Annotated in this window: 22 protein-coding genes; 8 read left to right on the top strand and 14 right to left on the bottom strand. The window is 44.6% G+C overall.

The genetic code is table 11. The features are described from left to right. Positions 1–198: 198 nt before the first annotated feature. From ACTHRG_RS22915 to ACTHRG_RS22890, 6 genes are all read right to left on the bottom strand, one after another. Entirely contained in the window at positions 199–861 is a 663-nt protein-coding gene (locus ACTHRG_RS22915) for a Type 1 glutamine amidotransferase-like domain-containing protein (RefSeq protein ID WP_440232121.1), read from the bottom strand. Between the two features lie 218 nt (positions 862–1,079). Next, positions 1,080–1,340 carry a CPCC family cysteine-rich protein gene (locus tag ACTHRG_RS22910; RefSeq protein ID WP_440232133.1) on the bottom strand — a complete coding sequence of 87 codons (261 nt, stop codon included), beginning with the start codon at positions 1,338–1,340 and terminating at the stop codon, positions 1,080–1,082. Between the two features lie 262 nt (positions 1,341–1,602). Continuing rightward, positions 1,603–2,064: a hypothetical protein gene (locus ACTHRG_RS22905; protein WP_440232120.1), complete on the bottom strand. Its 462-nt coding sequence runs from the start codon at positions 2,062–2,064 to the stop codon at positions 1,603–1,605. A 97-nt stretch (positions 2,065–2,161) separates the two neighbouring features. Beyond that, positions 2,162–3,064, bottom strand: coding sequence for an NAD(P)/FAD-dependent oxidoreductase (locus ACTHRG_RS22900; protein WP_440232119.1), 903 nt, complete (start codon positions 3,062–3,064; stop codon positions 2,162–2,164). Positions 3,065–3,171: 107 nt separating this feature from the next. Further along, the gene (locus ACTHRG_RS22895; RefSeq protein ID WP_440232116.1) at positions 3,172–3,765 is read right to left on the bottom strand and encodes a hypothetical protein; all 594 of its coding nucleotides are present in this window, start codon (positions 3,763–3,765) and stop codon (positions 3,172–3,174) included. An 11-nt stretch (positions 3,766–3,776) separates the two neighbouring features. Next, a complete protein-coding gene (locus ACTHRG_RS22890) occupies positions 3,777–4,958 on the bottom strand; it encodes a ParM/StbA family protein (protein WP_152539667.1) in 1,182 nt (393 codons plus the stop codon). Positions 4,959–5,427: 469 nt separating this feature from the next. On the opposite strand from ACTHRG_RS22890, the gene ACTHRG_RS22885 reads away from it, so the two are divergent. Beyond that, positions 5,428–6,696, top strand: coding sequence for a GGDEF domain-containing protein (locus ACTHRG_RS22885; protein WP_440232115.1), 1,269 nt, complete (start codon positions 5,428–5,430; stop codon positions 6,694–6,696). 233 nt (positions 6,697–6,929) lie between these two features. Beyond that, the gene (locus ACTHRG_RS22880; protein ID WP_440232114.1) at positions 6,930–8,423 is read left to right on the top strand and encodes a peptide MFS transporter; all 1,494 of its coding nucleotides are present in this window, start codon (positions 6,930–6,932) and stop codon (positions 8,421–8,423) included. Between the two features lie 50 nt (positions 8,424–8,473). On the opposite strand, the gene ACTHRG_RS22875 is transcribed toward ACTHRG_RS22880, so the two are convergent. From ACTHRG_RS22875 to ACTHRG_RS22850, 6 genes are all read right to left on the bottom strand, one after another. Next, a complete protein-coding gene (locus ACTHRG_RS22875) occupies positions 8,474–8,986 on the bottom strand; it encodes a cupin domain-containing protein (RefSeq protein ID WP_440232113.1) in 513 nt (170 codons plus the stop codon). Between the two features lie 19 nt (positions 8,987–9,005). After that, positions 9,006–9,854: a KPN_02809 family neutral zinc metallopeptidase gene (gene ypfJ, locus ACTHRG_RS22870; RefSeq protein ID WP_440232112.1), complete on the bottom strand. Its 849-nt coding sequence runs from the start codon at positions 9,852–9,854 to the stop codon at positions 9,006–9,008. 117 nt (positions 9,855–9,971) lie between these two features. Next, the gene (locus tag ACTHRG_RS22865; RefSeq protein ID WP_440232111.1) at positions 9,972–11,090 is read right to left on the bottom strand and encodes an NAD(P)/FAD-dependent oxidoreductase; all 1,119 of its coding nucleotides are present in this window, start codon (positions 11,088–11,090) and stop codon (positions 9,972–9,974) included. A 147-nt stretch (positions 11,091–11,237) separates the two neighbouring features. After that, complete coding sequence (locus ACTHRG_RS22860) at positions 11,238–11,429, bottom strand: hypothetical protein (protein WP_113882442.1); 192 nt, start codon at positions 11,427–11,429, stop codon at positions 11,238–11,240. 69 nt (positions 11,430–11,498) lie between these two features. Continuing rightward, entirely contained in the window at positions 11,499–12,476 is a 978-nt protein-coding gene (locus tag ACTHRG_RS22855) for an ornithine cyclodeaminase family protein (RefSeq protein ID WP_440232109.1), read from the bottom strand. A gap of 5 nt (positions 12,477–12,481) precedes the next feature. Beyond that, on the bottom strand, positions 12,482–13,801 hold the full coding sequence (locus ACTHRG_RS22850) for an MFS transporter (RefSeq protein ID WP_440232108.1): 1,320 nt from the start codon (positions 13,799–13,801) through the stop codon (positions 12,482–12,484). 198 nt (positions 13,802–13,999) lie between these two features. On the opposite strand from ACTHRG_RS22850, the gene ACTHRG_RS22845 reads away from it, so the two are divergent. Next, complete coding sequence (locus tag ACTHRG_RS22845; protein WP_076261346.1) at positions 14,000–15,172, top strand: MFS transporter; 1,173 nt, start codon at positions 14,000–14,002, stop codon at positions 15,170–15,172. 29 nt (positions 15,173–15,201) lie between these two features. Here ACTHRG_RS22845 and ACTHRG_RS22840 read toward each other — a convergent pair whose 3' ends face one another. Further along, a complete protein-coding gene (locus ACTHRG_RS22840) occupies positions 15,202–15,798 on the bottom strand; it encodes a class I SAM-dependent methyltransferase (protein WP_076261349.1) in 597 nt (198 codons plus the stop codon). 41 nt (positions 15,799–15,839) lie between these two features. Here ACTHRG_RS22840 and ACTHRG_RS22835 point away from each other — a divergent pair, with 41 nt between their 5' ends. The 4 genes from ACTHRG_RS22835 (at position 15,840) to ACTHRG_RS22820 (ending at position 20,382) form a co-directional block, all read left to right on the top strand. After that, a complete protein-coding gene (locus ACTHRG_RS22835) occupies positions 15,840–15,977 on the top strand; it encodes a hypothetical protein (RefSeq protein ID WP_175609150.1) in 138 nt (45 codons plus the stop codon). Positions 15,978–16,013: 36 nt separating this feature from the next. Further along, positions 16,014–16,220 carry a hypothetical protein gene (locus ACTHRG_RS22830; protein ID WP_076261351.1) on the top strand — a complete coding sequence of 69 codons (207 nt, stop codon included), beginning with the start codon at positions 16,014–16,016 and terminating at the stop codon, positions 16,218–16,220. Between the two features lie 415 nt (positions 16,221–16,635). Next, positions 16,636–18,399 carry a S8 family serine peptidase gene (locus ACTHRG_RS22825; protein ID WP_440232107.1) on the top strand — a complete coding sequence of 588 codons (1,764 nt, stop codon included), beginning with the start codon at positions 16,636–16,638 and terminating at the stop codon, positions 18,397–18,399. Positions 18,400–18,489: 90 nt separating this feature from the next. After that, positions 18,490–20,382 (top strand): PA domain-containing protein, encoded by a 1,893-nt coding sequence (locus ACTHRG_RS22820; RefSeq protein ID WP_440232106.1) that lies wholly within the window; start codon positions 18,490–18,492, stop codon positions 20,380–20,382. A 156-nt stretch (positions 20,383–20,538) separates the two neighbouring features. Here the strand turns inward: ACTHRG_RS22820 and ACTHRG_RS22815 are convergent, their stop codons facing one another. Then, complete coding sequence (locus ACTHRG_RS22815; protein WP_076261355.1) at positions 20,539–22,233, bottom strand: methyl-accepting chemotaxis protein; 1,695 nt, start codon at positions 22,231–22,233, stop codon at positions 20,539–20,541. Positions 22,234–22,415: 182 nt separating this feature from the next. On the opposite strand from ACTHRG_RS22815, the gene ACTHRG_RS22810 reads away from it, so the two are divergent. Next, positions 22,416–22,901 carry a hypothetical protein gene (locus ACTHRG_RS22810; protein ID WP_076261357.1) on the top strand — a complete coding sequence of 162 codons (486 nt, stop codon included), beginning with the start codon at positions 22,416–22,418 and terminating at the stop codon, positions 22,899–22,901. Positions 22,902–23,226: the final 325 nt, after the last annotated feature.

The following is a 23,226-nucleotide window of genomic DNA, read 5'->3' as shown; positions in this document are numbered from 1 at the left end:
GCTGCATAAAAAAAGCTGCCTGCTAAATGCATGTGCATACTACTACAGTAAGTGTAACGCTTACAATTCAATTTTTCAATACCCTAATTAAATTAGGATTTATAGAAAAAGAAAACTCGCATATTAGCGGGTTTTCTTTGTTATTGGAAGGTTACTTATTTAACTAAAGCATCCTTAAGTTTAAGCCAAAGCTATTCACTACAACCAGGGCGTCTCTTCCAATTTCTGAATCTTTGAGTTGGAAATTAAAAAAACATTGCCTAAAACGTCGACCCTGTCTCCCTTTACACGTACAGCACAATCTTTGTTCGAAGCATAAATATTTATTTCTTCTGATAGGAGAGATAATTCGCTTTGAACCAGTGCAATGTTATTTTCGAGATCAAAATGAGAAAGGATGGAAAAATTATCAAGACCAATTCCGTCGTAAACAGAGCTCATTTCAACTTTATATCCCAAGTTTTTCGAGCATAACCATTTTGCAGACATATTGATTGCACCAGCACTTGCTCCCATCACCACGCCGCTGCTTTTTTTAATCGACTCCGATAATTCATATTCTATCAAAAAATCATTTTGTTTAAGAGTGTTTCCCCCCAATAAGAAAATGACTGAAGCATTTTGAATTATCGTTTGGGCATCTTCCTTCTGTACGTGATAATTAATTAAATGATATTCATCAAACATAATGCCAGCCTGGTCAAGCCACGAGCGTTCAGTAGCACCATTATCTTCATAAATAGATGGATTTGAGCTAATCATAGCAAGCGATTTTCTATTAGTTATATCCGCCTGTAACACACTGCCCAGATTCTCTGGAAAAAAATTGTTAAACCAACCTAAATAATAATGAGTTTTCATAAATACCCCCATAGCAAAGTATAAATTACATTTATTCCTTGCGTCATCATTCCGTTTTCTTGTCACCAAAAAAGCTCTCAATATGGCCCCATTGCAGAATAAAAGTTAAACAACATTCTTCACCTAATCTGCATCTTATGTTTAATGAGGAATTCACCAAAAAGGTGCCTTAATCCTTCTTGTAACGAAGCACCCGTTAGCTCAATAACATCGTTGGGTTATAATGGTTTCCAATTAGGATCCTTTATATCATAATTATTTGGAGGTCTAACATATTTCAAACTTCTTTCACCTTTTGCCCCATATTTCATAAAATTTTGTTGTGCCTTTCTGAAGGAAACATAATTGGCACCCGTATCATCTGGATATTTATATTGGTATCCATCATCTTCCCAAAAACAGATTTCACAAATGTTATAAGTGTCTGGGGGTTCTTCATCTAATGTTTTAAAACCACAACAAGGACAGGAATATTTCACGATTTCACCTCGTTTAATCCTTTCATCTTCAACTAAACTGCCCCTTCTGTCGAAGAAATGAATGATCCAAACCGGATTCACAATCCTTTCACCTATTAGCTGAAGAATGCCAACTCTATTTAATTTGGTAACCAATAGTAATAACTTTATATTAATATGCTTATTAACCTTATTATTCCTAGATGTTTTCTTAATGGACTGAGCCCATTCATCTGCGAAAACAAAGAAGCCGCAGCACTCCCAGCTGCGGCTTCCAATATCGTCAGGCAGGCTCCATTTGAAGCTGATCCCGGTATGGTTTTAATGAATGATATATAATGTTCTGCATAAACGCCTTATCCATGTCAGGCAGAAGCTTTTCAGCAAATGCCCAGGCATTTTCCTCAATTTTCAATGCTGTGAGCCAGCGTTCCTGCTCTGTTATGCAGGCATCAAGATGGCTGGCCAATTGCTTCAGCTCTGCATCTTCTGCATGGCCTAACTCATGAGCAAACACAACGGCAAAATAATCTAAAAAACGATCAGCAGAAGCAAACAGCTGCTGGCATTGGTTCTTAATCTCTTCTGCATAAAGGGTTACTGTATGTGTTCCCATGCTGTATTTTCCGCCAGCTATACGATTTCCCGGAAAATGTTTCTCTAATTTAATGTCCGCCTGACTCCCCGATCTTTTCAGCAATTCATGAACAACTAGATCCAAGCTTTCTTTATTCAATGCAAACACCTTTCTCTATTTAAAGCTTATAGGCTATTATATGAGAAAAGTGTGAAGAAATAAACCATTATATACCCTTTTATTTCGACGATAAAACCTAAATTCCTTAATTTTTATCCTGCAGTAGCGACTTATGGATCCAGATCGCAGCCTGGGCACCCTCCCCCATCGCAATGGTTACTTGTTCCGATTGGGCCGCCACATCGCCTGCTGCCCAAACATTTTGGACATTGGTCATTTTCGAGCGCGGATCTGTCAGGATATGCTTATTTTCAAGCCGCTCTGCACCGAGCTGCTTTGCCAGGCCGGATTTTATCTCATTTCCGCCAAATGCGATAAACCCTCTTTCCCCTGTAATTTCTTTGCCGTTTTCCAGCCTTACACCGTTAAATTTATCGTCTTCTGTGATCACCTTATCTATTGATTCTTCCAGATATTCAATGTTTTTCTCTTTCATTTTCTCCAATAAGTCCTGATCTGGCACCTTTTTTTCATGGTTGATAAAAACAAGGTCATTTGTCCAGTAAGACAAGGTTAAGGCCATATTCGCGCCGGCATTTCCAGAGCCAAGCACAATGGTGCGTTTATCCTTCACCTCATATCCATCACAGTCTGGACAGACATAGACAGATATGCCAAGACAAGACATCAGTTCGGGGAATGGCGGCATCCGGTCCATGACTCCCGTTGCCAGTAAGATCCGTTTGCCGGAATATTTATTGCCGCTTTCTGCTGAAACGACAAATCCTCCTTCAGCCTTTTCAGCCTGCTCCACTTTTTCATGAACAAACTCCACTCCAAGGCTTTCAGCGTGCTTTTTCCCAAGCTCACGAAGTTCCGGGCCGCTTACACCATCAGGATAGCCTAAGATATTATGATAATTTTGGCATATCACGGAACGCCCATCATTGGAATCCAGCACCAGCACCTTATGCTTATACCTGCCCAGCTGAATGGCAGCCTGCAGGCCCGCAATCCCTCCTCCAACAATCAGACAATCATAATTCAAAATAATTCCTCCTTTTCATGCCAATTAAGGCTATACATGTAAACTACCCAGAAATTCCTCTTCTAAATACAAAAAGGGGAGTCTCATCGCTGAAACTCCCCTCGAACTCATTTATTCATATGTGCAAGAAAGCCGCCAAGAAGAGTATCCAGGTCTTCTTCGCTTTCCTCTTCAGTTTCTTCTTCTTGCTGTTCCTGTTTAGCTTTGTCCCAATCAAAGTCAAGCAGATCATCCTCAATATCCGTCAGATCAGCTTCAGATACCTGGTCTTCCTCTAAAGCCGCTGCTGCCGAATCATACTGATTTACAGCAGGTCTCGGCTCCTCCTGCAGATATAGAACTTCATCTATATCAGAAGATCGGCTGTTCAAGGACGCCAGCAGGGATGTTGCCCGCACCGGGTCCGTGATCAGCTGATAAATGATGCTGCCGAGCAGGGCTTCTGAGTGCTCATGCTTCAGCCAGTCGCGCTGAACCTTGCTTAGCCCCTTTGGAAGGGGAATGGTGATGGTTTCCCGGTCTTTTGATTGTGAACTGCTGACTCCCTGCATCACAAACTCGGCCATCTTGCTCGAAAAATTCCGCTTTTCGGTTTCCTTGAGCTTTTGCAGATGCTTCAGAATATGATCAGGAGTGTCAGATGGTACACGAAAGGATATGGATTGTCCTCTCTTAATTTCAGAAGAGGAAGCTTTACTCATGAAAAATCACCCTAGTTGGCTTTTACAGGTTTCTTATCCTGGTCTGCCTTATCTTTATTCGTTCTTCTTGAAAAATCAGAGATCAGCTTGTAATAAGCATTTGCCATCATCCAGATGCTTTCTTTTTCATCCTCGAAGAAGTCAATGTTATAGCCATCCAGATTATTATTTAATGTCTTCAGATAATCTTTTAGAACAATAGAGCCGCCGCCGACAAAATAGCAGATTTCCGTCTGGGAGTTTTTCTGCCAAACGTTGCGGAGCAGGCGGTACTGCTTCTTCGCCAGGTCAAGCAGGATGCGGTCTGTAATATCATGCACGCTTGTGCGGCTTCCTTTAACCATAATATGATTGCGGTCATTTTTCTTCGTGATGATTTCAACGACATCTGTGCGGCTGTCGAGCTCAACACCATGCTTCGAACGGATCTCTTCACGGATAGATTCAAGCGCTTCAGACACGCCAAGGTTGAAGCCCTGTGCTTTATCATCATCTACATTGCGGTTTTTAATGACAGCGATATCCGTAGATAATCCGCCGATATCCTGGATTAAAATACGCTTATCAATTAAATCCTTATTAATGATGTTTAAGTTATTATCCATTACAAGGTTGATATAAGCAGCAAAGCCTTCAGGATAAACCTTGATTTCTTCAAACTTGATATTAACTTTTTGTCCCTGGTACTTCGGTGTTACTAGGAACTCGACCTGATGGACTGAGCCCAGCAGCTTGGAACGGTAGCCCGCATCCTTGCCTTCCTTTACTTCACGAAGCGGAAGTCCTGTGCCCAGTGTGTAGTTTGCATCGATTACATTACCGGATTTTTTAAAGCCAGTGGAACCCCCGTTCTGTACAGCATCCAATGCCAAAGCAGTAAAAAGCATAACCAATGTCTGATCTTCTTCGGATTTGCTGCTGCCCGGATCCAATTCAGTAGCATTGTCGCTTTTTGTTGCCAGGTGTCCTACACGGTAAATCGTATTGTTTTCCTTCAGGGCAGGGGAGTGAACTCTAATATGTATGCCTTCAAGCGGATTTTTGCTGTCAAGTTCTTCAATCCCGATAACCGGCCGGTCCTCAACATCTCTCGCAATTACATTCGGTATATTTAATTCTGAATCCAATTTTCCAAAGATTGCTTTAATAGAATCGTTTCCTACGTCAACTGCTGCAATTCGTGAATTCGTCAAATCATTCAACCCTTTCATTCTCCATAATATAGAGCTTCTATTTAAAGAGTAATTCAGATTGAGAGATTAATCAATGAGAGGAAACAAAAAGTAATCAAAGCGTAAAAACGTAAACAAATTGTAAACATCTCCCTTCATTGTATACACTTTCCGTATACATGTAAGCAAAAGTGCACACATCCATATATATCAACGTGTACACGGATTTGTATACTTGTTTACAATATTGAATACATTTGTAAACATTATTGTATACATGTAATCAATTTTGTTTACAATCAGTTTTCCTTGGTGTTTTTCTTAAAGTTTGATAGTTTTAGAGATAAAATAAATCCTTTTCTTCTCAAGGTGAAAAGCAACTGAATCAGGTAATATTAAAAAATTTAGAAAATATACTAAATTAATCTACTTTCTTGGTAAAAATTCCTATAAAATAGAAGTATAACAATAGGAAAAGGAGTTCAGAAAGATGCAAGGCTCCAGAATATTTATGGTTTCGCTTTTTATCATTGCCGTATGCACTGCCTTTTTCTCAGAGGGTATCAGTGTCCAGAGCTCTGTATATATAAAAGCGCTGGGTATATACCTGCTGTTTGCATGCCTGTATTATCATTTACGGATTATCAGCAGAAATGGAAGTACATCGATTGATTATGGAATTAATTACAGTCTTTCCATTGGACTGTTTACAGGGCCATTAGGTCTGTTGATTTTTGAAGTCATCTACCGTTTTTGCGTCTATTTTTATAGAAAGCAAACAAAAACAGAGGATCCTGATGAATTTTTCCATACGTTTTATAACATCGGTTCCTTTGTGATGAGCAACTCCATCGCATTCTATTTGTTCCATCTCTTATCTCCCCTCTTTCAGGGTGTGCCATTCGGTTTTTGGGTCGTCATGCTGATGCTGATTACCGTAACCTCTTTGCTATCGGATCTATTCCTGATTACTGTTTTTAAACTGACAGGAGATATTAAAACGAAGCAGGAAGCGATTGATTTTATCAAAACAAGAAGTGTGCTGGATATGGGGAAGATTGCCTTCACGAACGGCCTTTTGCTGTTATTCCTGAAGGAGGGAAAATGGGAAATGCTCATAAGCCTGTTTATCCTTAACTACCTTGTGAGCCGGTCCTTCCTGTCGAAATCACAGATGCTTCAGAATAAAATTGAACGTGATAAGTTTGAGCAGATGGCCTATACTGACTTTCTGACCGGTGTATTTAACCGTGCCTATATGGATAAAAAGATGACGGAGCTTAATAAATCAGAGGAATGCATTGGTATAGTTGTAGCAGATATTGACAAATTCAAGAGGATTAATGACAGCTATAATCACGCCGTTGGTGACCAGGCAATCAGGCACTTTGCCGATACATTGAAAAGCTACCTCTCTAAAGATGATTACTTGTTCAGGAGCGGCGGAGAGGAATTTACGATTATTATGAGATTCAAGACATATGAAGAGTGCCTGAATTTAGCTGAAAAGATACGCACAGGGGTTGAAACCTGCCCTTTTCAGGCAGATTTCAAAGAGCAGTCCATCTCACTTTCCTACACTGCATCTTTTGGCCTTTTTTACTATACAGTAAACGATCTGCTTTCTATTGAAAAAGCTTATGTTTATGCAGACCAACTCCTTCTCCAGTCCAAGGAAATGGGTAAAAACAGGCTATCCAGCAGGGAAGAGCCTGCCTATTCGCACAGACCTGCAGAAGCAGTTCTGAGAAACGCATAAGATATTCGCAGCCGCCGGTTTGGGCGGCTGTTTTTTTGGGTATAATACCTTTGTTTTTTTTATAAAATTAATAAAACTATAATTATTCTGAAAAAATAAACTTTGAATGGATTCTTCGGGAAAATCTATTTATTCCTCCTTTGAAGCCAATAATAACCATCGTTACATAAAATTTTTTTTGACAATTAGCAACTATGAAAGATATTATAGAATAGCTAAAAGGAGGATGAAACATGTCAGATTTTAATAGGCAGAAAATTGTTGAAAGTGTGCCTCAAAAAGGTTTCTTCGGACATCCTAAAGGCTTGTTCACACTTTTCTTCACGGAATTTTGGGAGCGCTTTTCTTACTATGGAATGAGAGCAATCCTTGTTTTCTATATGTACTATGAGGTTTCTAAAGGCGGATTAGGCCTCGATGAGCCAACAGCTTTAGCAATCATGTCCATTTATGGGTCATTAGTGTATATGTCAGGAATCATCGGCGGATGGATGGCTGACAGATTACTTGGAACATCCAGAGCGGTATTCTATGGCGGAATTTTAATCATGCTCGGCCATATTGCCCTTTCCATTCCTGGAAGCCTGGCTATGTTCTTTGTTTCCATGGTTTTGATTGTTTTAGGTACTGGTTTATTGAAGCCGAATGTATCGAGCGTCGTTGGGGACATTTACAGTCCTGAAGATAACCGCCGCGATGCAGGTTTCAGTATTTTCTATATGGGCATAAACCTTGGCGGATTCCTTGCGCCGTTAATTGTCGGAACAGTTGGAATGAAATATAATTTCCATCTTGGTTTCGCCATTGCAGCCGTTGGTATGTTCTTTGGCTTATTGGTGTTTATCTTTACGAAGAAGAAAAATCTTGGATTAGCAGGAACTTATATTTCTAATCCATTATCAGCAAATGAAAAGAAAACAGTTTATACAAGAATCGGCCTGGGTGCTGTTATTATTGCCATTTTAGTTGCTGTCGGCATCCCAACTGGTCTTTTAACATTTGATTCCTTTATTGCACTTGTTGGTATCCTGGGTATCGCTCTCCCAATTATTTACTTTACAATGATGTACCGCAGCCCGAAAACAACAGAAGTGGAACGTTCACGCATCATTGCGTATATTCCATTATTCATTGCATCTGTTATGTTCTGGGCGATTCAGGAGCAGGGCTCAACCATTCTTGCGAATTATGCGGACAAGCGTACACAGCTTGAGTTTATGGGACTTGATATATCACCGGCATGGTTCCAGTCTCTTAACCCATTATTTATTATTTTCCTGGCGCCAGTGTTTGCCTGGCTGTGGGTGAAGCTTGGCGACCGCCAGCCTTCAGTGCCGCAGAAATTCTCACTGGGTCTATTGTTTGCAGGTTTATCTTTCCTTGTGATTCTGCTTCCTGCTTACCTTGGCGGAACAGATTCTCTAGTAAGCCCATTATGGCTGGTTCTTAGCTACTTCATTGTTGTTCTTGGAGAGCTTTGCTTATCACCTGTTGGACTTTCAGCCACAACCAAATTAGCGCCTGCTGCGTTCTCCGCGCAAACGATGAGCCTTTGGTTCCTTTCAAATGCGGCAGCACAGGCAATCAATGCACAGATTGTTAAATTCTACACACCTGAAACGGAAATGACGTATTTCGGAGTAATTGGTGCAGTAGCGATCCTGCTATCCATCATCTTATTCTTGTTGAGTCCTAAGATTCAAGGATTTATGAAGGGTGTACGTTAATAGAAAATGGAAGCCAGAAGAGTTTAGCTCTTCTGGCTTTTTTTGTGTACTTAATATCTGTTTGGTTTTCTCCATTCCGCAAGCATCGGCCCTTCTTCACCATAAACAGGGTCCATCTGAGGAACTGGAACATTATTAATTTCGGCGAGTGCCTGTACACGGGCTGATGGGTCTTTTTTCTTCATATTCGGGCTTGTTCCGCCGGGATAGGCACCCACGACTTCAAAGTCCGGGCTGCTTTCTATCTTCTTATGGCCTGTGCCTGCAGGAAGGAGAATGACGTCGCCCTGGCTGATATCCAGGCGTTCGCCCTGATCGCCGCCGATCAGAACGGTGGCCTGTCCCGCTTTGACCCCCAGTACTTCGTGAGTGTTGGAGTGATAATGGTGGTAATCATACACTCCGCCCGTCCAGCTTCCGGTCCATTGGTGTCTGTTGAAAGCAGCCTCTATTTGGCCGGGCTGTTCCTTAAAAACAGCCTTGTATATGATCACCGGGAGATCTTGGTTGTTGGGTATTTGCCCATCATCGTCCAGCAGAATGGTTTGGATCCCGCCTTTCATTCAATCCGCTCCTTTCACATCAAAAACTGTTTTGCTTAAACGTATCTCCGCCTTTGATGGTTCCGTTCTGAAATCCTTTGTGAAACCATGACTTCCTTTGTTCTGACGTGCCATGTGTAAAGCTTTCCGGCACGACATAGCCCTGTGCGCGTTTTTGAAGGGTGTCGTCCCCTACTGCCGTCGCGGCATTCAGGGCTTCTTCCAGATCACCTTCCTCTAAATATCCCATTCCCTGGGCATGGTGGGCCCAAACACCTGAATAATAGTCAGCCTGCAATTCAAACCGGACGAGATATTTATTAAATTTCTCTTCACTCATTTTCTGGCGAAGAGGCATGATTTCCTCAGTTGTCCCCAGAAGTGTCTGCACATGGTGCCCAACTTCATGGGCGATAACATACGCCATGGCAAAATCACCGGGTGCCTGGAATTTCCTTTGAAGTTCTTCGTAAAAGCTTAAATCGATATACAGTTTTTGGTCACCCGGGCAATAGAAAGGCCCCACTGAAGAGGACGCTGCCCCGCATGCAGACTGTACGCTGCCTGAGTATAAAACAAGGGTCGGCTCTTTATACTGCATACCCTGCTCTTCAAATATTTCCGTCCAGACTTGCTCTGTATCCGCCAGCACTACAGAGACAAAGTCAGCAAGCTCTTTTTCCTGCTCTGACTCTTCATATGGCACAGCAGTACCGGAATCTGTTCCGGTCATATTGCCTAACAGTTCACCGGGATCACCTCCGAGGAAGGTAAATAACAATAATATAATAACTCCGCCCAGGCCGCCGCCGATCAGGGTTTTACCCCCGCCGCCCATGCCTCTCCGGTCTTCCACATTAGAACTCGCTCTTCTGCCTTTCCACTTCATGATTCAGCCTCCTAATGAAACATCACTTTCATTAGTGTATACCCGAAATGAAGCGATTTATTAACTTATCAGATACAAAAAAAGTGCCTGCTGCTAAAACAGGCACTTTGAAATCTATCATTTTTTTACCACACCAGCCGGATCATAGAGGCTCAGGTCAATATCAGCCTCTTGTCCGAGAGCAAGCCTGGCCGCTTGAGCGCCAAGAAAAGGCCCTGCAGTGAGCCCAGAGGCTCCAAGCCCATTTGCTAGGTAAAGACCTTTGAGACCCGGAATTTGGCCTATAATGGGCAGAAATCCAGGTGTATAGGGACGGAATCCCACCCTTGCTTCTTTGAACGTTCCATCCGATAATCCCGGGGCGATTGCTAAAGCTTTTTCAAAAATATCATTCAGACCGCCTGCAGTTACTCTTAAATCGTAGCCCATATCATCTTCATGGGTGGCACCAACGACGATGCGTCCCCCTTCAAACGCAAGGATGTATTGATTATTGGGAGGCATGACAACCGGCCAGCCCGCGGTATTTTCCCCTTCAAGCTGAAGATGGACAATTTGCGCTTTTTGCGGCTTCACATCCAGCTGGATTCCAAGCGGCTCAAAAAGCTCTGCTGCCCACGCTCCGGCCGCTGCAGTGACACTTTCAGCTTCATATTGCTTTCCGCTGGCTTTAACAGCTGTAACCTCATTTCCCTGGCACACAAGTTCTGCAGAGCCCTGCATCACTTTCGCACCATGCTTTTCAGCTGCACGCAGCAGTGCATCCCTCAGTGCGCGCCCGTTGACGCGCGCCGCACCGCTTACATGTACAGAGGCATATTCTTTAGCCAATGGGGGAAACAGCCGGGATGTCTGTTCCGGAGACAGGTTTGTAATCTCCCCCATTTCAGGAGCATCTCCTCGCCTTTTCATGGCCCGTTCTTCCATTTTTTCTAGTTTTGCAGGATCGGTATGCAGGCTGACAGCGCCTGCCTGCTGATAGCCGGTCTCTGTCTCGCCGTCTTTTTCAAGCTCCCGGATCAGTGTCTGATAATAGGCCGCTCCCCCTTTGGCGAGCGCATACCACGCCTTATTCCGCCGCTGGGACAGCCAGGGGCATATAATTCCGGCCGCTGCATCGGTTGCCTGCCCCGGATCTTTGCGGTCGATAACGGTGACTTTAGCACCTGCCTTAGCCAAATGGTAGGCAGCCGAGGCCCCCAGAATTCCTGCACCAATTACGATATGACTTTTCATATTGACTCCTTTTTTGCGATCTGGTTTGCCACTTATTTTACAAGAGTTTGGGGAAAGGTTCAAAAGGGGGTAGTTATTTTGGTCCCTGGACGAGTGCTTCAAACAAAAAACTGCATGACAGGCTCAGGCACCCATCATGCAGTTTCATTAAAACGGCTTATTCGGTTCATAGGTCGGCTGCTGGTTTTGTGCCTGATACTGCTGGCTTTTGGCTGCCGCATCCTGGACGTTTTCTTCAAGAGCAAATTCGGTGTCCATTCCTTTTTTGAATTGGTCAGCCTGGTTTTGAGCGGCTACGATCTGCTGTTCTTCTGTAACTTTATTCGGCTGCTTTGGCATCTCTATCTCTCCTTATAATTTAGAAGTATAGCTATAGATTTTCCAAAGCTTCTGGCACTATTCACCTTTTTACAGATCCACCTTCGTTCCGACGCCTTCAAGAATTGCTTTTTCATAAACGGCTGCAGCTGCAGCAAGGTCAAAATAGGCAATGCCGACTGATTTGAAAAAGGTAATCTCTTCATCGTTTTCTCGGCCAGCAATCATTCCGGATGATAATTGTCCGATTTCGCCATGCAGGTCCGAAAAGCTCCAGATGCCTTCGGCGGCAGGAACAATAAAATCACCGGCTTCATCCTTGACTCCTTCTATGGTGTCCACGACGATTTTAGAACTTTGCAGCAGCGTTTCTGCGTCGACTTCCTGCATATGCGGAAGATAGGAGCCTACCCCGTTTATATGCGTCCCTGGCCGGAGGGCCTTGCCTGAGAACACAGGCTTTTCCGAGCGGGTGCTGCAGATGACAATATCCGCCCGGGAAACAGCTTCATCGGCATTTTCCAAGATGGACACCGGCCCGTTGAACTCATGGAATTTTCCAGCAAACTCATGGGCCTTTGCAGCCGTCCGGTTGTAAAGGAAAATTCCCTCTATTTTGCGAACCTCCAAAACAGCCTGAAGCTGTTCTTCAGCCATTGCCCCGCAGCCAATCACGGCCACAGATCTTGCTGTTTTTTTCGCGAGATGCTTAGTGGCAATTCCGCTCACGGCCCCGGTCCGGAGTCTTGTCAGGTACGAGGCATTCATGCATGCCAGGTGTTCCCCTGTTTTCGTATCACTTAATAATATGACTCCCTGAGTGGTTTTTTTGCCGACCGCAGGGTTCTCAGGAAAAATGGTGACCACCTTCACAGCCGCTTTTCCGATTGGCGGCAGGGCACTCGGCATATAAAGGGCAGAAGCTTTTTTCTCCGGAAAATCAAGCACGGTTCTATGGGGATTCTGGATTTTCCCTTCCTGATTATGTACCAGTGCGTTTTCAAGATCTTTAATGGCTGATTCCATCGTATAGATGGATTTGATTTCTTTTTCAGATAATAAAAGCATGAACTCTACCTTTCTAAGCCTGTAGGGAATGAATTTTCCCCTGTCAGATCAGAATCCAGGTCCTGATTGCTGCGGTCAGTGACGGATGAAATCGCAATTAAAGAGATGGCGGCAGCAAGCATGATGTATAAGGCTACAGGAACATAGGAATTGTCATAGGCATTCAGCAGGGCTGTTGCAACGAGAGGAGCTGTTCCTCCTGCCAGCGCTGCCCCTATTTGATAGCCCAGGGTGATGCCGGTATAGCGGACATTCGACTTAAAGATTTCAGAAAACATCGTTCCAAGTACAGCGGTGATTGGAGCCCAGATGATGCCGAGACCCAATATGGTAGCCACAACCAGCAGAACGGCCGAATCCTGGTGAAGAAGCCAGAAGTACGGAAAGGCATAAAGCATCATCAGGACCGTTCCGCCGACATAAAGCTTTTTCCGGCCAATTTTGTCAGACAGTTTTCCCATGATCGGGATCAGAATAGTCGTAATAATGGTTGCAATCGTAACGGCATTCAATGTAACCGTACGCGAGAAGCCAAGCTGTGTGGTCGCATAGGAAACAATAAAGGTTCCGAAGATATAAAATGGCGCGGTCTCCACCACTTTTGCGCCAACTGCAATCAATACTTCCTTCCAATGGCTGCGCATTGTTTCCACAAATGGAATCTTGGCGATTTCCCCGTTTTCCCGGGCCTTTTTAAAGGATGGAGTTTCATCAATGCCTTTGCGGATCCATAAGCCAAAAAAGACAAGCAGGGCACTCAGAATGAACGGTACGCGCCATCCCCATGATAAAAAAGCTTCCTCCGGCAATAATGTCATGATGGATAAAGCGAGTGTTCCGAGGAGCATTCCGATGGTGACACCCATTTGCGGAATGCTTCCAAAAAAGCCGCGCCGATTTTTTGGAGCATATTCAACAGCGAGCAGCAGTGCACCGCCCCATTCTCCTCCGAGTCCAATTCCTTGTATTAAGCGTAAAAGAATCAGCAGAATCGGTGCTGCCGCGCCTATATTATCGTAGGTAGGCAAAAAGCCCATGAGGACCGTTGCACCGCCCATAAGGGACAATGTGAGGACAAGGGTCTTCTTTCTGCCGATTTTATCCCCTATGTGGCTGAAAATAACCCCGCCAAGCGGACGGATGAAGAAAGCAAGTGCGAAAGAGGCATACGCCAGCATTAAGCCGACAGCCGGATCATCACTGTGAAAAAACATTTGATTAAATACAAGTGCAGCAACCGTTCCGTATAAAAAGTAATCAAACCATTCGATGGAACTTCCGATCAGGCTTGCAATCAGGACTTTCTTTTCTAATTTCTTTTCCATTCCATTTCCCCCTCTCTTAACTGTAAAAATGTACAAGTTCATCATAGTTTATATTATTTTGATATTTCAATATATTTTTAAAATTGGCTGAGAAATAGAACTTATTTACCTGTCCAATCCCTAAGGTGAAAGTATGGGAATGTTTTTGTTATAATCATAATACTTAGATGGAATTTGACTTTAACTGGAGTGAACATGTTGAATACTAAAAAAGCACTGCCTCTTTTATTCGCCGTTATGTTTCTTGTGATGGTAGGGTTTGGAATCATTATTCCTGTCATCCCCTTTTATGCGGAGGAATTAGGGGCATCACCCACTGAACTGGGCCTGTTAATGGCCGTTTATTCGCTGATGCAGCTGCTGTTTGCGCCTATGTGGGGGCGCGTTTCCGATAAAATCGGACGCAAGCCTGTCATTATGATTGGTATTTTTGGTCTTGGCCTGTCTTTTTTCATGATGGCGCTGTCCACTGAGCTTTGGATGCTGTTTGCGGCTAGAATCATCGGCGGCTTTCTGTCGTCGGCAAATATGCCGACGGTCATGGCTTATGTAGCGGATATTACATCTGAAGAAGACCGCGGAAAAGGGATGGGCATCATCGGTGCTGCAGTGGGCTTAGGCTTCATTTTTGGCCCGGCGATCGGCGGCATCTTTTCCCGGGAAAGTTTGAACCTTCCTTTCTACGCGGCAGGAACTTCTTCGTTTATCACCTTCTTCCTTGTCATGCTTGTGCTGAAGGAGTCCCTTTCACCGGAGCAGCGCAGCCAGGGAACGTCTAAGCGTCCGGGTCTGATGACCGCTTTAAGAGGAAACACTGGCATTTTGTTTATCCTTCAGCTGTTTGTTTCGCTGTCACTGGCAGGACTGGAAGCAACATTTGCGTATTTTGCGGCTGAAAAAGCCGGCCTTGGCACCGTGGAGCTGGGCTATATCTTTATGATTATGGGATTTGGAGGCGCCCTTGTGCAAGGCGGTCTCGTAGGACGAATGACGAAAAAGTATGGAGAAGGGGCTGTGATTCAGCTGGGGATTGTTGTCTCTGCCATAGGCTTTGGACTGATCCTCCTGGTTGACAGTTTTACGACTGCAGCGATTTTCCTGACGATTTTCGGCATAGGGAACGGATTTATCCGTCCGAGTGTTTCTTCCCTGCTGACAAAGACATCTCAAACTGGACACGGCAGCACGACTGGCCTGCTGTCATCCTTTGATTCCCTGGGACGCATTATCGGCCCGCCGCTCGGAGGATGGCTGTTCACCATCAGCATCGGAGCTCCGTACCTGACGGGAATCCTGCTTTCCGGTTTGGCATTCATAATGTATCGTGTGTATTCTGCCAGAGTGAACAGAACCCGTTCGATTACACCTTAAAAAAAGGAGGCTCATTTTGCCCCCTTTTTCTACTTTTGCAGGATCACCTGGATGACATGTCCCGTGCCTGTATGGCCTTTTCCTTCCACTCTTTCCTGTTCGCCATAAAAGAAATGGAGGACTTTATAGTTTCTAATCCATTGAAGAATATCTGCAGGGTGATAGACCATATCCACACTTTTCGGCCCGCCTGTTCCATAGCGGAGCTGATCCTCTGAATAGACCTCAAGCATGACAATACCACCCGGTTTGACAACGGAAACAAGCTTATCGAAAACGGTTTTTTGGTCTTTTTTCAGAAAATGGCCGAAAACCATAATCGAAGCGTCATATTCCTCAGTTGGCACAGAATCATGAATCAGATCCTTCTGCCCTGTTTCCACTCTGACTTGATGGCGCTCAGCCAGCAGCTGTGTTTTGTTTAACCCGCTTTGCGTATAATCCCATGCTGTTACATCATGCCCCTTTCTTGCCAGGAATACGGCATTTCGGCCCTCCCCCTCGGCAAAGGCCACAACTCGTTTGTGCCCTTCAAGCCGCCATACCTGCTCTCTGATGAATTCATTGGGCTCTTCGCCATATAAATAGCCTTCTTGAGAAAACTTTTCTTCCCATAGATTTGCCAATCTCACCACTCCTTTTCCCATAAGGTATTCTAGGAGAGGTTATGGAAATCCTATTGTATAATGGAAAAAATGCCAGCAAGAGGAGGATAAAAATGAAAGAGCTGACAGCGATGGAAGAGGTGCATCGATTTATTCAAAGCACAGAGCTGGGCCTTATTTATGTGCTGCATGACAGCTGAAGCGTCTGCCATGGCCTGCTTCCTCAGGTTGAGGAAGTGTTAAAGGATTACCCCCGTATCGAAGCACGGCTTGTAAATGCAGGCAAGGTAACCGAAATTGCCGGATACCTGATGGCCTTTACAGTGCCTGTGATTGCCTTATATCTGGATGGAAGAGAAGTATTAAGGGAAGCTCGGTTTATACCGGTTGAGAAGCTTCGTGATGATTTGAAAAGGATTTATGATAGGGTTTTTGATGTATAAAGCAAGGACTGGCGGTGCTTTTCCGCTGGTCTTTTTGACTGTTCAGCTGTTTGTTTTAGAAAATTAACCGTACAAGAACTTAATAGATTTGCTGTAAGTTAGAATATTATTTTCTTCCCCTATTAAATAACCCCAAATTTTATTGTTATAAATACCTACAAACTCTCCCAATAATTCATCAATTTATCGAAATCTAATTCTTTTAGCCCATCTTTCACACTTCAATCATCCTCTAATTCCCCCAATTAACAGAATGTTCTTTCTTCTTTATACTTTTCAATAGAACGCCCTTACAAACTATAAGTCAAGTATTTAAGGAGGTTGGTTCTTGATTATTTTAAAGCAGTTTAATAGGGTCATTTCTAAGCTGCTTTAACGGAAACCACTATACTTTTAAAGAGGAGAATGGACACGAATGGGAGATTTCAAGTTTAAAAAGTATTTAACCGCTGCCATGGCTGCGGCTATGCTGGCTGTTCCGCCCCTGCAGGCTTCGGCGGATGATTCCGGGAAAGGCATCCTGAAAGGGGATGATGGCAAAGCGTCCATAGCTGATCTGCAAGGGATGAATGCCAAAGCAAGTAAAGGCAAACATGTCATCACTCTTATTACAGGTGATGTCGTAACTGTAACTGAATTCGCAGATGGAAAGAATATTATTCATGTGGAACCAGCTGACCCTTCCGCCAGTGGTGCACGCATTTTAACTGCCAACAAGGAAACGTATGTCATTCCAGACAAGGCTATGCCTTACCTGGCTTCCGGATTTTTGGATCAGGATTTGTTCAATATCACAGCTTTAATCAAAGATGGCTATGATGACGAGAATCAGAAGGAATTGCCTGTCATCATTCAATATTCCGAGTCCAAGGGCCGCTCAGCTGCTGCTTTTAAAGCTCCTAAAGGCTCAAAGAAAACCCATGTACTTGAAAGTATAGATAGTGTTGCAGTCTCCGCTGATAAGAAAGAAACAAAGGAATTTTGGTCAGAAATCACCAGCAAGACTGCTAAAAAAACGAAGGCTGCACTGGCTCCAGGGATTGAAAAAATCTGGCTCGATGGCCGTGTCGAAGCATCTCTTGAACAGAGTGTCCCGCAGATCGGAGCCCCTTCCGCTTGGGAATCCGGCTATGACGGAACTGGTGTAAAAGTGGCTGTTCTGGATACTGGGATTGATTCAGGGCATCCGGACATTTCAGGTCAGTTGGATGAGGCAGTAAGCTTTGTGCCAGGAGAGGAAGTAACCGACAGACATGCACACGGAACACATGTGGCTTCCACAGTACTTGGTACCGGGGAAGCATCAGAAGGACGGAATAAGGGTGTGGCACCTGGCGCACGTCTTCTTGTAGGAAAAGTACTTAGTGATGAAGGCTTTGGCCAGGATTCATGGATTATCGACGGAATGGAATGGGCTGCTGAAAATGCAAAAGTCGTCAATATGAGCCTGGGCAGTTCTGAACCAAGCGATGGAACAGACCCAATGGCTCAAGCTGTTAACAATCTCAGTAAAGAAACAGGTTCCCTGTTTGTGATTGCTGCCGGGAACACGGACAGTGAAGGAATCGGCTCACCAGGAGCTGCTGAGGAAGCTCTAACTGTTGGCGCAGTGGACAAGTCCGACAATCTTGCCTGGTTCTCGTCTAAAGGGCCCAGCTTTGGAAGCTCAGGATTAAAGCCTGATCTCACAGCTCCCGGAGTTGGAATCCTGGCAGCACGTTCTCAATATACGAACCAGGGAAGCGGCTCTTATATGAGCATGGATGGCACCTCAATGGCAACGCCTCATGTTGCCGGAGCTGCAGCCCTTCTCGCCCAGCGCCACCCGGACTGGACAGGGGAACAGCTTAAGGAAGCTTTAATGAGCACAACCAAGAAGCTTGAACACATTAAGCCTTTTGAAGGCGGCACAGGCCGTGTGGATGCAGTGGCAGCTCTTGGCCATGTAAGGGCAACAGGATCCCTGGACTTTGGCTTCTACGACTGGCCTCATGAGAATGATGGTCCGGCTGAAAAGACCATTACGTATACAAATGATGCTGATCAGGATATAACATTGGATCTGACAGTGTCAGTCAAAGATGCCAATGACACGGATGCACCTGCCGGAATGGTAAAGCTATCAGCAGAAAAAGTGACTGTTCCAGCAAAAGGAAGCACGAATGTCACCGTTACATAGGACCCTAATGCAGGTAATTTTGGCACCCGATATCAGGGGCGCATTAGCGCTTCATCAGAGGGAGAGAGCATTGTCCATACTTCACTGGGCATGATCAAAGAAGATGAAAGATACCCGCTGACCATTAAGGCAATCGACCGTGACGGGGAAGCTGCCTCTGCCTACTTCTACCTTTTGGGACCAACTGGTGAACCGCAGTTTATGTCAGTGGATGGCACGAAGGAGCTGAGACTGCCGAAAGGAATATATTCGGTTATGTCGATGATGGATGTTGATACAGATACAGATCATGCAGGAGTAGCGCTTGTCGGCGATCCGGAAGTTCATTTGGATGGACCGCAGACCGTTATGCTGGATGCGCGAGAGGCTAATGAAATTACAGTAGATGTTCCGAAAGAAACAGAAGCCCATTACCGCAAGATGGAATATTTCCGCAGCATTGATGGAAACCAGGTGAATGACATTTACATCATGCCGGCAGTGGCAGATAAAATGTACGCTGCCCCTACTGAGAAAGTAGACACTGGTGAATTCACGCAGGCTACGCGCTGGCGCCTGGCAGAACCACTATTGACCATTGGTTTCAAGGGCAAAGAATTAGATGATATTCCGCAGGCTGGCAGCACTCTTATGAACGGGAAGTACAATCTGGAAGCTGTCTATGCAGGGAATGGATCAAACGAGGATTATCAAAAACTTGATGTTAAAGGCAAAGCTGCCATTGTCCTGCGCAGTGATGAATTAACTGGATCAGAACGTGCTGCAGCAGCTCTGGCAGCAGGAGCAAAGCTATTAATCACTGTTAATGACAGACCGCAGGAGCTTAGTGAATGGACAGGAGTAGAAAATGAAGACTTTTCACTTTCCGATAGCCCTCTCCCAGTAGCCGGAGTCAGCGGAAATGAAGGACGGGGACTGATCGAAGCGGCCAAGTCCGGCGGATTGACCTTAAACGTCGAGGGTACTCCTGATTCGGACTATTTATATGACCTGGTGGACATGCATCATCAGGCAGTTCCTAAAAAAGTAAATTATGCACCGAAAACGAAGGACCTTGTCAAAATCAACTCTGAATATAAATCAGATCGCCCTGCACCTGGTGCCGAGTTCCGCTACGATATCCTCGAGCACAGCTTTGCCGGTGTTGGCTTCCTGCAAAGACTGTCACTCCCGTCCGTCAGAACAGAGTGGGTATCGGCGCAAAACGGAACGTCCTGGTATCATCAGGCTGGTGTCCTTGATGCCCAATGGGAAGTAAGGCAGCCAAAAGTGGAATACAAACCAGGTCAAACGTTGAATGAAGAATGGTTTTCACCAGTAGTCCGCCCTCGTTTTGGTGCGGGATTTTGGGCTCCTTATCGTACAGACAATTATTTGATTCTCAATGTTCCTGCCTGGGCTGACTCAGGAGCTGGCCATACAGGCGCCGACATGAATTACCCTGGTGATCAGACATTAAAGCTATATCAGGGGGATACACTGGTTAGAGAAGGAAAGGGCCAGGCTCTCTACTTATTCAATGAATTTCCGGCAGAGAAAACCCAGTACAAACTTGTAAGTGATGCAGCCCGCGATGCAGAGCGCTGGAACACATCAGTCAGTACACATACGGAGTGGACATTCTGGTCCCAGCAGCAGGAAGAATATCAGACTGCACTTCCGCTGATTTCTCTTGATTATAAAGTGGATACGGACATGGCCGGCAACTCCACGGCCGGTAAGAAGATTAAGCTTGATTTATCAGCTGTTCAAATAGCCGATGCCCCTGAAAATGGCAAAATAAAAGGAGCCAGTCTTGAAGTGTCCTTTGATGAAGGAAAGACATGGGAAGCGGCAAAATTAGCAGCTAAAGGAAACGGCTGGTCTGCCGAAATCAAGCATCCAAATAAGAAGGGAGCCTCTGTCTCCCTGCGTGCCAGTGCATGGGATGATGCAGGCAATCGTGTGAATCAGGAGATCATCAAGGCTTATGGATTAAAATAAAGAAGCTTCTGTTAGGAGCGGATTGCGTAACAGAGAAGGTGTGAACCAGACAGTCAATGCCTGGTTCACTTTTTTAATAGACTTCGTCAAACTTCGCAACCCGCCAGGGCAGCTTTGGAGGATTCAGTGCGTCTCGCCTTATGCTTTTCGTAATCCCTATACCCTATAATGGCTTGTCATTTCAGACAATGACCTTGCTAAAGAGTTGAGTTTCACCCCAATTTTATCCGTTTTCTCCATTTGTCCTGTTTGAATGACACTGGCAGCAAGCATTTCTTCTGCACTGGCCAATGTTTCCTGTGAAACAGAGGCGAACTGTTCAGCACCCTGTTCAAGCTGCGGCAGCGTTTCTTCCAGGCCTTTTAGCTCCGTTTGCATGGTTTGGAGCTTTCCGCTTACATTAGAAATTTCATTCATCAGCTCATCCAATGATAGTTTGGATTGGCCCGCCATCTCAAGATTTCCTTTGATCTCCGTATGGAGCCGGTCAAATTCATCTGAAGCTCTAAGAGTTATATTCTCCATACTTCTTATTCCCTGAGTGATATTTTCTGCAGCACCTGCAGATTGCTCCGCTAGTTTACGGACCTCTCCAGCGACCACGGCAAAGCCTTTCCCTGCCTCTCCTGCACGGGCAGCCTCAATGGAAGCATTTAAAGATAACAGTCTTGTTTGTTCAGCAATCCCTTTTACCATTCCGACAAGATTTGTAATCGATAAGGAATGGTCTTTGACCTCTCTTATTGTCAGTGTCAATTTTTCAAACTTTAACCCAAAGGAATGGATGGCAGCGATCAAATCATTGATGCTGTTCCCGCCGCGCCAGGCAGAATCATTCATAACCTCCGAACTGCGGTTTACACTTTCCATTTGCAAAAACATGTCTTCAAACCTATCTTTCATTTCTTTAAAACTGGCAACACTATTTTCAGAACTGGATGCGGTTTGCTCTGCACCCATTTTCACAAGGTGAATGGCTGATACCAGCTGCTGCCCGCTTTCAAGAGCGCTGAAGGATGACCTTTTAAGCTCATTGCCCGTACTCTCCAGCTCCTTCGTTGTGCCGGTCAGCTCCCGCAGCAGGCTCCTCATTTGTTCAATCATACTATTATAACTTTTCTGCAGAGAAGCAATTTCAGGAATTTCTGTATGAATTTCAAGCGGATTTTTCAGGTTTCCTTCCCGGACCTCCCGCATGGTGTTTCTTAAAAGGTTCAAAGGCTTCGTTATTTTTCTGACAAAAAGGCTGATAATGGCCGAAGCAGCCGATAAACTGACCACAATTGCTGCAATCATAAAATAACCGATCGCATGCACATCAGACATATACGCTTTTGCCGGGATGAGGACTACATAGGTGCCATTAATTTCCTTCATCTCCTGAAAGGCCGCTGTATAATCTGTCCCGTTCATCTCAATATGTAAGACGCCATTTTTCATTGCGCTGATTTTATTGATGACATCCCTTGAAAAAGCGGCATCCGTTTTGCTGCTGACTTTAAAAGGCTTCATCCTATTATCTGCAAGATAGAAAAAATCGGAATCTATCCCATCCGAGTGCAGCTTTTTCTGCTGAGCACGGACACTGGCCTCAAGCTGCTGCTTAAAGTACGCATCATCACTGACATACACAAACTTTAAGTTTTCCGCTATGTATCCCATTAGTTCTGCTTCTCTTGCCAATCTATCCTCAATTGTTTTGATTGCCATGTCCTTTGTTTTAAGATAGGAACTAACTCCGACTGCCGATATCGATAGCAGCAACAAGGTAAAAAACAATACCAATAATCTTTTGCCCAGGTTCAGCTTATGGCTGCAGGCTGCCGCAAAGTTGTCCAGCTGCTTCTTCATTTCTCCAAAACCCCCAAAATATCATACTAATGACCTATAAGGAAATTATACAGACCGAATGTAAATCCAATGTAAAGATTGGATGAAAGTAATGTTTTGTAAATTTACAAAGGAACGTAAAATAGGCTGTTTTAATATATTGGTTACATCCGAGGCTTTATTTTTTAGAACGGAGGAAGAACATGACCAATTTTCAATACTTCACGGGAACTATTGTGCAAATCTCTGATTTTAACATGGAAGGCTGCCTAAAGATGATTTCTGCTGATAACGGGATGGGGGGAACTGTCAATTTCATCGTATCCCCTTCGACTTTTGTTTTAGATCAAACCAGGCTGTCAGCCGGGGACATTATTACCGGATATTATGACGGCAATGCTCCTGTTCCGCTGATATATCCCCCTCAATACCGTGCTCTGGTGGTCGTAAAACATACTTCCCAGCAAAATGTGAAAACGGACTATTTTAATAGCCAGCTAATCAGCAGCGATGGCCAGCTGCAATTAAACATCTCGCCGTATACCCAGATGGTGCTGACCAATGGGCAGGCCTTTACCGGCAGCCCCGCCAACAGGGACCTGGTTGTGACCTATGGTCCGTCTACCAAGAGCATACCTGCCCAGACCACACCTTATAAGATTGTTGTGTTGTGCTTACCGTCCGCATAAGAGCCGTAATAGAAATAGCCCCAATCTGTTGTTGATTGGGGCTTTGGCTGGTTTTGGACAAAGGCGGGTTCAGACTCTAACTCGCGCTTTCCTGCTTTTTGTGTCTGAAGTTGCACCGGGTTCTGACTCTAACTGACGCTCCCTTGCTTTTTGTGTCTGAAGTTGCACCAGGTTCTGACTCTAACTGACGCTCCCATGCTTTTTGTGTCTGAAGTTGCACCAGGTTCTGACTCTAACTGACGCTCCCAGATTAAGTCCATATAATTGTGTAAAAAGAAAGAGTCATTTTATTCACTCTTGGCAACACTGTTTTCTACCACAGAAA

Source organism: Cytobacillus sp. SAFR-174 (genome assembly GCF_051964675.1).
In the GTDB taxonomy this organism is placed as follows: domain Bacteria; phylum Bacillota; class Bacilli; order Bacillales; family Cytobacillaceae; genus Cytobacillus.
Note: the sequence above shows the minus strand (reverse complement) of the source record. Positions and strands in the feature narration are given on the sequence as shown.